Origin of the sequence: Caballeronia sp. BCC1704 (assembly GCF_902833455.1) — a bacterium.
Classification (GTDB): Bacteria; Pseudomonadota; Gammaproteobacteria; order Burkholderiales; family Burkholderiaceae; genus Caballeronia.
Genome location: NZ_CADFFT010000001.1, coordinates 1,963,294 through 1,975,490, shown reverse-complemented (window position 1 = coordinate 1,975,490; position 12,197 = coordinate 1,963,294). Strand labels below are relative to the sequence as shown.

Below are 12,197 nucleotides of genomic sequence, written 5' to 3'. Positions count from 1 at the left end.
CCGCTCGAAAAAATCCGCATCGCCGCCGCGCGGCGCCCGCGAAGTCCGTCACGCCCGATCCGTCGTTCGTCGCGCCTGAAATCGAAATCGACGCGCTCGATATGGACGCGCGCGGCGTCGGCCGCACCGTCAACGAGGACGGCGAGCCGGGCAAAGTCATCTTCGTGGAAGGCGCGCTGCCGGGCGAACGCGTGAGTTATTCGAGCTATCGCAAGAAGCCGAGCTTCGAGCAGGCGCAGGTGGTGAAGGTGCTGCGCGAAGCGGTGATCCGCACGAAGCCGAAGTGCCAGTTCTTCGGCACGTGCGGCGGCTGCTCGATGCAGCATCTCGACGTGCGCGCGCAGATCGCGGTCAAGCAGCGCGTGCTGGAAGACAATCTCCAGCATCTGGCCAAATTGCGCGCGGAAACCATGTTCCGGCCGATTCACGGTCCGTCATGGGGATACCGCTATAGGGCGCGGCTGACCGTGCGCCATGTCGAAAAGAAGGGCGGCGTGCTGGTCGGCTTTCACGAGCGCAAAAGCAGCTACGTCGCCGACATGACGAGCTGCGAAGTGCTGCCGCCGCACGTTTCCGCAATGCTCGTGCCGCTGCGTCATCTCGTAGCGGGCCTGTCGATCCGCGATCGCATGCCGCAGATCGAGCTGGCGGTGGGCTCGGACGTGACGGCGCTCGTTCTGCGCATTCTGGAACCCCTGACCGAAGCCGACGAAGCGCTCCTGCGCGCGTTCGCCGACGAGCACAACGTGCAGTTCTGGCTGCAGCCGAAGGGTCCGGACACCGTCTATCCGTTCTATCCGCTCGACCGCGAACTGGCGTACACGCTGCCGGAATTCGACATCCGCATGCCGTTCAAGCCGACCGACTTCACGCAGGTCAATCATCAGATCAACCGCGTGCTCGTGTCCCGCGCGTTGAGCCTGCTCGCGGCGGAACGCACCGATCGCGTGCTCGATCTGTTCTGCGGCATCGGCAATTTCACGCTGCCGCTCGCGCGAGTGTCGCGCGAAGTGGTGGGCATCGAGGGCAGCGAGGCGCTGACGGCTCGCGCGCTCGAGAATGCGAAGGCGAACGGCGTCGATGGACACACGTCCTTCGCGTGCCGGAATCTGTTCGAAGTCACCGCCGACGACATGCGCGCGCTCGGCCGCTTCGACAAGTTCCTGATCGATCCGCCGCGCGAAGGGGCGCTCGCGGTGTCGAAGGCGCTCGCGGACATCGCGCAAAGCGGCGACGACGCGATTCTTCCCAAGCGCATCGTCTATGTGTCCTGCAATCCGGCGACGCTTGCGCGCGATGCCGGCCTGCTCGTGCACGAGGCCGGCTACCGGATGAAGGGCGCGGGCGTCGTGAACATGTTCCCGCATACATCGCACGTCGAATCGATCGCCCTGTTCGAGCGGGACTGATTCGACTGCTCCTCGCGCGTTTTCAGCAGGCAAAGAAAAACCGGCCCGAAGGCCGGTTTTTTCGTCTCAGCGAAGCGTTGCCGCGATCAGTTGCGATTGCCGCCGAAGATGCCGAGCAGCGCCAGCAGGTTCGTGAAGACGTTGTACAGGTCGAGGTAGATGGCGAGCGTCGCGCTGATGTAATTCGTCTCGCCGCCGTTCACGACGCGCTGCACGTCGAACAGCATGTATGCCGAGAAAATCACGATGGCCAGCACGGAGATCGTCATCATCAGCGCCGGCAGTTGCAGGAAGATGTTCGCGAATGCGGCGAGCAGAATGACGATCACGCCCATGAACAGGAACTTGCCCAGCCCCGAGAAATCACGCTTGCTGACCGTCGCGATGGTGGCCATGGCCGCGAAAATCACGCCCGTGCCGCCGAACGCCATCATGATGAGCTGCGGCCCGTTCGAGAAGCCGAGAATGAAGCTCAAGAGGCGCGAGAGCATCAGCCCCATGAAGAACGTGAAGCCGAGCAGGACGACGACGCCCATGCCGCTGTTCTTCGTCTTCTCGATCGCGAACATGAAGCCGAACGCGATGGCCAAGAACGCGATGAAGCTCATTGCCGGGCTCGTGGCCGCGAACAGCGAAAAGCCTGTCGCGACGCCGATGTACGCGCCGAGAACCGTCGGCACCATCGAAAGCGCCAGCAGCCAGTAAGTATTGCGCAGCACCTTGTTGCGCACGTCGACCGAGGTGACGGCGCCAGTGCGGCCGAAGCCGTAGGGTGATTCGTTCATGGTTTCTCCTTGCTCCAATTGTCCGTCGTTCAGTTTTACCGCTACGTTCTGATTACACGGGATCCTAACGTCGCTGCCTTAAGCCAGTATTAGTATCGCAATGGTGCACGGCTGGTCCATTGAGATACCGCGTTTTGCTCCAATATGGCTGCGGCGCGCGCAGAATTCAATGCTTGCCCGCTCTATTTCACAGCCCGCTTGCAGCCAGCCCACGCATGCTTTGATCCTTACGGCGCCGTAAGGTTTCAATCGCAATCATACCTTGCTTCGTGCTACAATTGTCGATTCGTTTTAATCCGTAAACCGTTCATTTTTTGGAGTTTTTCATGGCGATCGAGCGCACCCTGTCGATTATCAAGCCGGACGCAGTGGCAAAGAACGTTATCGGCCAGATCTACAGCCGTTTCGAGAACGCTGGTCTGAAGATCATCGCGTCGCGCATGGTTCACCTGTCGCGCGCCGACGCAGAGAAGTTCTACGCGGTGCACGCCGCGCGTCCGTTCTTCAAGGACCTCGTGGAATTCATGGTGTCGGGTCCGGTCATGATCCAGGTGCTGGAAGGCGAAAACGCAATCGCCAAGAACCGCGACCTGATGGGCGCCACCGACCCGAAGAAGGCTGACAAGGGCACGATCCGCGCCGACTTTGCCGACAGCATCGACGCGAACGCCGTGCACGGTTCCGACGCTCCGGAAACGGCGCGCCAGGAAATCGCGTTCTTCTTCCCGGAAGTGAACGTCTACTCGCGTTAATTCGTGTGCTGGTCGCCGCGCCTGGTTAAGGCGCGGTCAAACGCGCCTCAGCACAAGAATAGCTGCAAAAAATAGTTGTGAATAAGCAGGAATTTGGCGCGAACGGTCCCGGGCAAGCGCCCGGGCTTCGCAATCTGGAAATGGCAGAACTCGACATGACGAGCAGCAGCACCGTCAATCTTCTCGATCTCGACGCCGCCGGGCTGGTCGCTTACTGCGGCAGTCTCGGCGAAAAGCCGTTTCGCGCCAAGCAGTTGCAACGCTGGATCCATCAGTTTGGCGCCGACGACTTCGACGGCATGACGGATCTCGCGAAATCTTTGCGCGAAAAACTCAAGGGCCGCGCCACGCTGGCGATGCCCGACATCATTCGCGACCACGTTTCCACCGACGGCACGCGCAAGTGGCTGATCGACGTCGGCAACGGCAACGCGGTCGAAACCGTGTTCATCCCCGAAGAGACGCGCGGCACGCTTTGCGTGTCGTCGCAGGCGGGATGCGCGGTCAACTGCCGGTTTTGCTCCACCGGTAAGCAAGGCTTCTCCCGGAATCTGACGACCGGCGAGATCATCGGCCAGCTGCGCATGGCGGAGTTCGCGCTGCGCAAGTCGCTCGGGCGCGACGTCGGCGGGCCGGGCAAGGGCGAGCGCGTCGTCACCAACGTCGTGATGATGGGCATGGGCGAGCCGATGCTGAACTACGACGCCGTCGTGCCGGCCATGCGCCTGATGCTCGACGACAACGCCTACGGCCTGTCGCGCCGCCGCGTCACGCTGTCCACGTCCGGCGTCGTGCCGATGATGGACCGGCTCGCGGCCGATCTTCCCGTGGCCCTCGCGGTGTCGCTGCACGCGCCGAACGATCCGCTGCGCGACATGCTCGTGCCGCTCAACAAGAAGTATCCGTTGCGCGAACTGATGGCGGCGTGCCAGCGGTATCTGAAGGTCGCGCCGCGCGACTTCATCACGTTCGAATACTGCATGCTGGACGGCGTGAACGACAGCGAGGCTCACGCCCGCGAATTGCTCGCGGTCACGCGCGACGTGCCGTGCAAGTTCAACCTCATTCCGTTCAATCCGTTCCCGGAATCCGGCCTCACGCGCTCGAAAAACGAGCAGATCAAACGGTTCGCGCAGGTACTGATCGACGCGGGCGTCGTCACGACGGTGCGCAAGACGCGTGGCGACGACATCGACGCGGCATGCGGTCAGCTCGCGGGCGCGGTGCAGGATCGCACGCGGCTCGCCGAGCGCACGAACCGCGCGGGAAGCAAGGTGATCGAGGTGCGCGCGGTCTGACGGCTTCGCGGCTGCGCCCACGCTCCGACATGGCGAGACGGCAACGACCACGAGGCAAGCGCCGCGCGAAGGCGAACATTTTGTTATAAAGCGGTCTGCAACGGCGCCGGAGTTGTATCGTTCAGTGCTTTTGAACCTGACGGCGCAGCAGCGCAATATAAAAGAATCGATGCGAGGAATTTGGGATGAGTGAGCCGCAACACCCGACGCCTTTCGGCAGTCATACCGACGAAATGTCCGGCGATCAGCATGATGCCCGGACGCGGGTCGGAGGGGCGGCATCGCGCGAGGGCCAGCCGGAGACGCTGGACTCGTTGCAGGCAGTCGGCGCGCGTCTCGTGCAGCTTCGGCACGCCAAGGGATGGTCGATCGACGACGTTTCCGCCCGGCTCAAGGTGTCGCCGCAGAAGCTCGCCGCGCTCGAAGAGGGCGATATCAGCCAGTTGCCGGACCGGACGTTCGCGGCGGGCATCGTGCGCAGCTACGCGAAAGTGCTCGGCGCCGATCCGGCGCCGTTCACGCAGGCGTTCCGGCGTGACGGCGTGCCCGTCGAGCACAATCTGAAGGTGCCGGCGTCGTCGGGCGCGGGCTTGCCGCGCGGCCGCGTCTCGGTGCCGCTCGGCAATTCGTCGGGCCGCAAGCGTTCGTGGCTGTGGGGCGTCGCGGCGATCGTCGCGGTGCTCGCGGCGCTGGTGATGTGGCATACCGGCGGCGATTCGTCGGCGTGGCTCGCGCGGCTCAAGTCGACCACCGGCGCGGGACTCGCGTCGACATCCGGCGACAAGCCCGCCGCGTCGCAAGTCGCTACGCCCGACGAAGCCGCCGCCGCGAACACCGGCGAAGCATCGCTGCCGGAAGTGGCGGCCGCGCCCGGCGAGCAGCCGATGCCGCGCCCGCTCGGCACGAACGCGCTGCCGGCGTCGTCGTCCACCATCACGGCGGTGCAGAGCGCGAGCGCGCCGGCAGTCGCCGCGCCGGCGGCGAAGGCGGCATCGGCGGCCGTCGCGACGGCACCGGCTTCGGCCGCGACCGTGGCAACGACGGGCAAGGGCACGAACGCCGTCGAATTGAAAGTGAAGGAAGATAGCTGGTTCAGCGTGCGCGGCAAGGACGGCAAGGAAGTGTTCTCCGGACTGGTGCGCGCGGGCAGCACGCAGCGGGTTCAAGGAGAAGCGCCGTTCAAGGTGACGGTCGGAAACGCGAGGGGCGTCGAGTCGCTGTCCGTGGACGACGAGCCCGTCGACGCCAAGAAGTATTCTTCCGCCCGCGGAAACGTCGCGCGCTTCTCGCTGCCGTAAGGACATCACGCGGGCGGCTTGAGGCTCCGCGCGACGCGCGCGGACAAGTCAGGGGCGCCACGGTCTTTGCCGTGACGCCCATTCGAGGTTCTCATTCAAGCAACTCCGGCTGCCTGTCGGCGCCCCGGTTGCCAAAGGGTTTTTCGATGCAATCCGAAGCTCAATCCCTGATTAGCAGCAAAATCTGTTCGACGGAGCCGGTCTTCGGCGGTCCGTTGCCGCGGCGGTCGTCGCATGCGGTGGACGTGCGCTGGGGCGGCCAGCTCGTGACCATCGGCGGGGATGCGCCCGTGCGCGTCCAGTCGATGACCAACACCGATACGGCCGACGCCATCGGCACGGCGATCCAGATCAAGGAACTCGCGCAAGCCGGATCGGAACTCGTGCGCATCACGGTGAATACGCCGGAAGCGGCCGCAGCCGTGCCGCATATCCGCGAGCAACTTGACCGCATGGGCGTGACCGTGCCGCTCGTCGGCGACTTCCATTACAACGGCCACTTGCTGCTGCGCGATCATCCGGCGTGCGCCGAGGCGTTGTCGAAGTATCGGATCAACCCCGGCAACGTCGGACAAGGCGCGAAGCGCGACACGCAATTCGCGCAGATGATCGAAGCGGCGATCCAGTACGACAAGCCGGTGCGCATCGGCGTGAACTGGGGCAGTCTCGATCAGGACCTGCTCGCGCGCATGATGGACGAGAATGCCGCCCGCGCGACGCCGTGGGAACTGCAAAGCGTGATGTACGAGGCGCTGATCCAGTCGGCGATCGGCTCGGCGGAGCGCGCCGTGGAGCTGGGGCTCGGACGCGACAAGATCATCCTGTCGTGCAAGGTGAGCGGCGTGCAGGATCTGATCGCGGTTTATCGCGAGCTGGCCAAACGCTGCAGCTTCGCGCTGCATCTCGGCCTAACCGAGGCGGGCATGGGCTCGAAGGGCATCGTGGCGTCCACGGCGGCGCTGTCGGTGCTGCTGCAAGAGGGCATCGGCGACACTATCCGCATTTCGCTCACACCCGAGCCGGGCGGCGCGCGCACCGGCGAAGTGGTCGTCGGACAAGAGATTCTGCAGACCATGGGCCTGCGCTCGTTCACGCCGATGGTCATTGCGTGTCCCGGCTGCGGGCGCACGACGAGCACGCTATTCCAGGAACTCGCGTCGCAGATTCAGACCTACCTGCGCAACTCGATGCCCGTCTGGCGCGACCAGTACCCCGGCGTCGAAAAGATGCACGTCGCCGTGATGGGCTGCATCGTCAACGGGCCTGGCGAGTCGAAGCACGCGAACATCGGCATCAGCCTGCCGGGTTCGGGCGAAAATCCGGCCGCGCCCGTGTTCGTCGACGGCGTGAAGGTGAAGACGCTGCGCGGCGAGCGCATTGCCGAAGAATTCCAGCAAATCGTTAGCGACTACGTCGAGCGCACTTACGGCAAGCGCGTCGAAACGTCCGCGGCATCAATCTAAAGACAGATGACTGAACAGAAGAAACGGCTCGCGAAGCTGACGGGCGTGAAGGGCATGAACGACATCCTCCCGCAGGATGCCGCGTTGTGGGACTTCTTCGAAACCACCGTGAAGTCGATGCTGCGCGCATACGGCTATCAGAACATTCGCACGCCGATCGTTGAGCATACGCAGCTTTTCACGCGCGGTATCGGTGAAGTGACCGATATCGTCGAGAAGGAGATGTACAGCTTCACCGACGCGCTGAACGGCGAGCATCTCACCATGCGCCCGGAAAATACGGCGGCCGTCGTGCGCGCGACCATCGAGCACAACCTGCTGTACGACGGCCCGAAGCGCCTGTGGTACATCGGCCCGATGTTCCGGCACGAGCGTCCGCAGCGCGGGCGGTATCGCCAGTTCCATCAGGTCGGCGTCGAGGCGCTCGGCTTCGCGGGTCCGGACACGGACGCGGAAATCATCATGATGTGTCAGCGCCTGTGGGACGACCTCGGGCTGACGGGCATCCGCCTCGAACTCAATTCGCTCGGCCAGGCGCACGAACGCGCGGCGCACCGCGAGAAGCTGATCGCGTATCTGGAACAGCACGTCGATGTACTCGACGAGGAAGCGAAGCGCCGTCTCTACACGAACCCGCTGCGCGTGCTCGACACGAAGAATCCGGCGATGCAGGAGATCGCGCAGAACGCGCCGAAGCTCGTCGACTTTTTGGGCGATGAGTCGCGCAAGCACTTCGAAGGCGTGCAGCGGCTCCTGAAGGCCAACAATATTCCGTTCACGATCAACCCGCGTCTCGTGCGCGGCCTCGATTACTACAACCTCACCGTCTTCGAGTGGGTGACCGACAAGCTCGGCGCGCAGGGCACGGTGGCGGGCGGCGGGCGGTACGATCCGCTGATCGAGCAACTCGGCGGCAAGCCGACCGCCGCATGCGGCTGGGCGATGGGCGTCGAGCGCATTCTCGAACTGCTGAAGGAAGAAAATCTGGTGCCGGAAGCCGAGGGCACGGACGTCTACGTCGTGCATCAGGGCGAGCAGGCGGCAGAGCAGGCGTTCATCGTGGCCGAGCGTTTGCGCGACACGGGACTCGACGTCATTCTGCATTGCAGCCCGGACGGCGCGTCTTCCAGCTTCAAGTCGCAGATGAAGAAGGCCGATGCAAGCGGCGCGGCCTTCGCGGTGGTGCTCGGCGAGGACGAACTCGCGCAGGGCATGATCGGCGTGAAGCCGCTGCGCCGCTCGGGCGACGAAACGTCCGATGCGCAAAAGAACGAGCAGGTGAACGTTCCGGCGGAAGACTTGACCGAATACCTAATCAATGCGATGGTTGCAACCGCCGCGGACGAGGATGCCTAAAGCATAGGCATCGAAGCGAAGCCGTGCGCATCCGGCGGAATCGAGTGCAAGCGCGTGCAAGCGCGTTCCGCCATCGCGCCACGCGAACGAAGGGCCATGAAACGCAGGAAGGAATAGCTGGACGATGAGTTACCACGACGAACAAGAATCGCTGGAAAGTGTCAAGGCCTGGTGGGCCAAATGGGGTAACACCACGACGTGGATCGTGCTCGTGGCGCTCGTCGTTGCGGCCGCTTTCAACGGCTGGAATTACTGGCAGCGGCGTCAGGCTGCCGAGGCTTCGGTGCTGTACGACCAGCTTCAGCAGGCGGTCAACGGCAGCGATCAGAAGCTCGTGGCGCGGGTCGCATCGGACATGGAAGACAAGTTTGGCCGCACCGCTTACGCCGAGATGAGCGCGCTTCTGGCCGCCAAGTCGCTGTACATGGCAGGCGATACGGCCGGCGCGAAGGCGCAGTTGCAGTGGGCCGTCGATCACGCGAAGGACGACGAGTACAAGCAGATCGCCAAGCTGCGCCTCGCGCTCGTGCTCTCTGACGAGAAGAATTACGACGCGGGCCTCAAGCTCCTCGCCGACGCGCCGCTCGATGCGTTTAAGGGCGTGATCGCGGACCGCCGGGGCGATCTGCTCGCTGCGCAAGGCAAGCGCGACGATGCGCGCGCCGCGTACCAGACGGCCCTCGCAGCGCTGCCGGCGAACGACACGTCCGCGCGGCAACTGGTCCAGTTCAAGCTCGATGCGCTCGGCGGCTGATCCGCATCGCTTCCGACGTTCGGCGCTCCGCTAGCGCCGAAGCCGATTCGCCAATCAAGCCGCCGCGCCGCGTGTCGCCCTAAGCGATTCGCGGCCGCGCCGGTCAACCGAATTCACATTCATGTTGCGTCCTCCGATGATCCAATTGAAACGCTACGCAGTGCCGCTCGCCTGCGCGATGACCGTGCTTCTGGCCGCCTGTTCGTCGACCAAGGACGAGCGCCGCGTGCCGACGCCGCTCGTCGAGTTCAAGCCGGTGCTGAACGTCAGCCAGGCGTGGAAGGCCAGCGTCGGCAAGGCCGGCCGCTATCTGTTCTCGCCGGTCGCGGTGGGCGACGCCGTCTACGCCGCGGGCGAGAACGGCACCGTCGCGAAGATCGACGCGAAGACGGGTCAGGACGTCTGGCGCACGAAGCTGAAGGACGACCTGTCCGCAGGCGTCGGCAGCGACGGCAATCTGACGGCGGTTGGCGGCCTGAAGGGCGCGGTCTACGTGCTCGGACCCGACGGCAAGCAGTTGTGGACGGCGACCGCGCCGGGCGAAATCATCTCGCCGCCGCTCGTCGGCAACGACCTCGTGATCGTGCGCACCATCGACGGCAAGGTGGTCGCGTTCAACGCCCAAACCGGCGAGCAGAAGTGGATCTTCCAGTTGCGCGCCGTGCCGTTGAATCTGCGCGTGGCCGCCGGCATGACGTTCGCCGGCAGTCAGGCGGTGCTCGCGGGCTTCCCGGGCGGCAACTTCGCCGCGATCAACCTGCAAACGGGCGATGCCTACTGGCAAGCGCCGGTGTCGTACCCGAAGGGCGTGACCGAAGTCGAGCGCATCAACGACGTCACGGGCGCGCCCGGTCTCGTCGGCGCGCAGACCTGCGCGGTCACGTTCCAGGGCAAGATCGGCTGCTTCGACGCCAATTCGGGCCGTGCGGTGTGGGAGAAGAACTTCTCGAGCGACAGCGGCCTTGCGCAAGACGAGCAGATCGTCGCGGCGGGCGACGACTGGTCGGTCGTCAATGCGTTCCGTGCCGCCGACGGTTCGCCCGTCTGGAAGAACGACAAGCTCAAGAACCGCCAGGTGAGCGTGCCGTTCATCCTCGGGCGCGCGGTCGTTCTCGGCGACTACAAGGGCTTCGTGCATTTCCTGAGCACGGACAACGGCGAACTCGTGGGCCGCATGCCGACCGACGGCAGCGCGATCACCGCCGCGCCGGTGCTGGCGGGCAATACGCTCGTCGTGCAGACGCATGACGGCGATCTCTACGGCTTCCGTCCGCAGTAAGTCTCGAAACGGCGCGTCGGCTCGCCCGAGGCGAAGCGCCGTGGAAAGCCGCGCTGGCGGGTTCGTCCGCGCGGCATGCAAGAAAGAGGGCGCGTCCACCGTACGCGCCCGGCAACAACACTCAGTACGCAGGGCGTGACAGAACAAAGCGCGTCGCGCGGTGACGCGGCGCGAGAATAGCCCTCGGACAGACAGAACAACGGCGCACGGCGCCGGCGCTCGATCGCCACGCACCCTCGCGTGGCTCGGGCCGAATCCATGCTAATTTTCGACAAGCGCAGCCATTGCGCGGCGTAGGCGGGACTGACGTTCGCACCGCACGTTTCGCGTTCGCCTTGCGTTCAACCGTGAACAACATCTGATGAAACCCGTGATTGCCCTCGTCGGGCGCCCCAATGTGGGGAAATCGACTCTCTTCAACCGGCTGACGCGTTCGCGCGATGCGCTCGTCGCCGACCTGCCCGGCCTGACGCGCGACCGCCATTACGGCGAAGGTCGCGTCGGCGGCGAACGGCCGTATCTCGTCGTGGATACGGGCGGCTTCGAGCCGGTGGCGAAAGACGGCATCCTCCACGAAATGGCGCGGCAGACGCGGCAGGCCGTGGAAGAAGCGGACGTCGTCGTGTTCATCGTCGATGGACGCAACGGGCTCGCGCCACAGGACAAGTCCATCGCGGACTATTTGCGCAAGACCGGCCGGCCGCTCTTTCTCGTCGTGAACAAGGCCGAGGGCATGAAGTACACGGCGGTCGCGTCCGACTTCTACGAGCTCGGTCTCGGCGATCCCCGGGCGATCTCGGCCGCGCACGGCGACGGCGTGACCGAGATGATCAACGATGCGCTCGACATCGCTTATGCCGGTCACGCGGAAGAGAGCGAGGAAGAAAAGGCGCAGCACGGCGTGAAGATCGCTATCGTCGGGAGACCGAACGTCGGCAAGTCGACGCTCGTGAACACGCTGATCGGCGAGGAGCGCGTGATCGCGTTCGACATGCCGGGCACCACGCGCGATTCGATCTATGTTGATTTTGAGCGACAAGGCCGCAAATACACGTTGATCGACACGGCCGGCCTGCGTCGACGCGGCAAGGTGTTCGAGGCGATCGAGAAGTTCTCGGTCGTGAAGACGCTGCAGTCGATCTCGGATGCGAACGTCGTGATCCTGCTGCTCGACGCGCAGCAGGACATCTCGGATCAGGACGCGCATATCGCGGGCTTCGTCGTCGAACAGGGACGCGCGCTCGTGGTGGGCGTGAACAAGTGGGACGGTCTGGATTCGCATGTGCGCGAGCGCACCAAGGCCGATCTCACGCGCAAGCTCAAGTTTTTGGACTTTGCTAAATTTCACTACGTCTCGGCGCTGGAGAAAACCGGCATCGGCGCGCTGATGAAATCGGTCGACGACGCCTACGCCGCCGCGATGGCCAAGCTGCCGACGCCGAAGCTCACGCGCGCGCTGATCGAAGCCGTCGAGTTCCAGCAGCCGCGCCGTCGCGGGCCCGTGCGGCCGAAGCTTCGCTATGCGCACCAGGGCGGTCAGAATCCGCCGATCATCGTCGTGCATGGCAACGCGCTCGATGCGGTCACGGATACCTATAAACGGTATCTGGAAGGGCGCTTTCGAGAAACTTTTGGACTGGCCGGCACTCCATTGCGCATAGAGTTCCGCTCGAGCAAGAACCCCTATGCGGACAAGGACTGAGAGCCGCTTCAGTCAAGCGTTGCGGCCCGATTGGCCGGGTGGCCGATCTCTTGCCGAAACGAAAATCGGCTATAGTGTAGCGATTGTCGGCGGATCTCTTT

General features: G+C 64.3%; 10 protein-coding genes. 9 read left to right on the top strand and 1 reads right to left on the bottom strand.

Annotation, left to right across the window (positions count from 1 at the left end; translation table 11 throughout):
- Positions 1-80 precede the first annotated feature (80 nt).
- Positions 81-1,409: a 23S rRNA (uracil(1939)-C(5))-methyltransferase RlmD gene (gene rlmD / locus HWX53_RS09215; protein ID WP_279612488.1), complete on the top strand. Its 1,329-nt coding sequence runs from the start codon at positions 81-83 to the stop codon at positions 1,407-1,409.
- Between the two features lie 86 nt (positions 1,410-1,495).
- Here rlmD and HWX53_RS09210 read toward each other — a convergent pair whose 3' ends face one another.
- On the bottom strand, positions 1,496-2,194 hold the full coding sequence (locus HWX53_RS09210) for a Bax inhibitor-1/YccA family protein (protein WP_175940444.1): 699 nt from the start codon (positions 2,192-2,194) through the stop codon (positions 1,496-1,498).
- 326 nt (positions 2,195-2,520) lie between these two features.
- Between HWX53_RS09210 and ndk the strand changes: the two genes are divergently transcribed.
- From ndk to der, 8 genes are all read left to right on the top strand, one after another.
- A complete protein-coding gene (ndk, locus tag HWX53_RS09205) occupies positions 2,521-2,946 on the top strand; it encodes a nucleoside-diphosphate kinase (RefSeq protein ID WP_175940443.1) in 426 nt (141 codons plus the stop codon).
- A gap of 155 nt (positions 2,947-3,101) precedes the next feature.
- Positions 3,102-4,244 (top strand): 23S rRNA (adenine(2503)-C(2))-methyltransferase RlmN, encoded by a 1,143-nt coding sequence (gene rlmN, locus HWX53_RS09200; RefSeq protein WP_175940442.1) that lies wholly within the window; start codon positions 3,102-3,104, stop codon positions 4,242-4,244.
- Positions 4,245-4,429: 185 nt separating this feature from the next.
- On the top strand, positions 4,430-5,542 hold the full coding sequence (locus HWX53_RS09195; protein WP_175940441.1) for a helix-turn-helix domain-containing protein: 1,113 nt from the start codon (positions 4,430-4,432) through the stop codon (positions 5,540-5,542).
- Positions 5,543-5,688: 146 nt separating this feature from the next.
- Positions 5,689-7,005 carry a flavodoxin-dependent (E)-4-hydroxy-3-methylbut-2-enyl-diphosphate synthase gene (gene ispG / locus HWX53_RS09190; protein WP_175940440.1) on the top strand — a complete coding sequence of 439 codons (1,317 nt, stop codon included), beginning with the start codon at positions 5,689-5,691 and terminating at the stop codon, positions 7,003-7,005.
- A 6-nt stretch (positions 7,006-7,011) separates the two neighbouring features.
- Entirely contained in the window at positions 7,012-8,361 is a 1,350-nt protein-coding gene (gene hisS / locus HWX53_RS09185; RefSeq protein ID WP_175940439.1) for a histidine--tRNA ligase, read from the top strand.
- A 124-nt stretch (positions 8,362-8,485) separates the two neighbouring features.
- Complete coding sequence (locus tag HWX53_RS09180; RefSeq protein WP_175940438.1) at positions 8,486-9,115, top strand: tetratricopeptide repeat protein; 630 nt, start codon at positions 8,486-8,488, stop codon at positions 9,113-9,115.
- Between the two features lie 136 nt (positions 9,116-9,251).
- The gene (bamB, locus tag HWX53_RS09175) at positions 9,252-10,394 is read left to right on the top strand and encodes an outer membrane protein assembly factor BamB (RefSeq protein ID WP_175940661.1); all 1,143 of its coding nucleotides are present in this window, start codon (positions 9,252-9,254) and stop codon (positions 10,392-10,394) included.
- 361 nt (positions 10,395-10,755) lie between these two features.
- Complete coding sequence (der, locus tag HWX53_RS09170; protein WP_175940437.1) at positions 10,756-12,096, top strand: ribosome biogenesis GTPase Der; 1,341 nt, start codon at positions 10,756-10,758, stop codon at positions 12,094-12,096.
- Positions 12,097-12,197 lie beyond the last annotated feature (101 nt).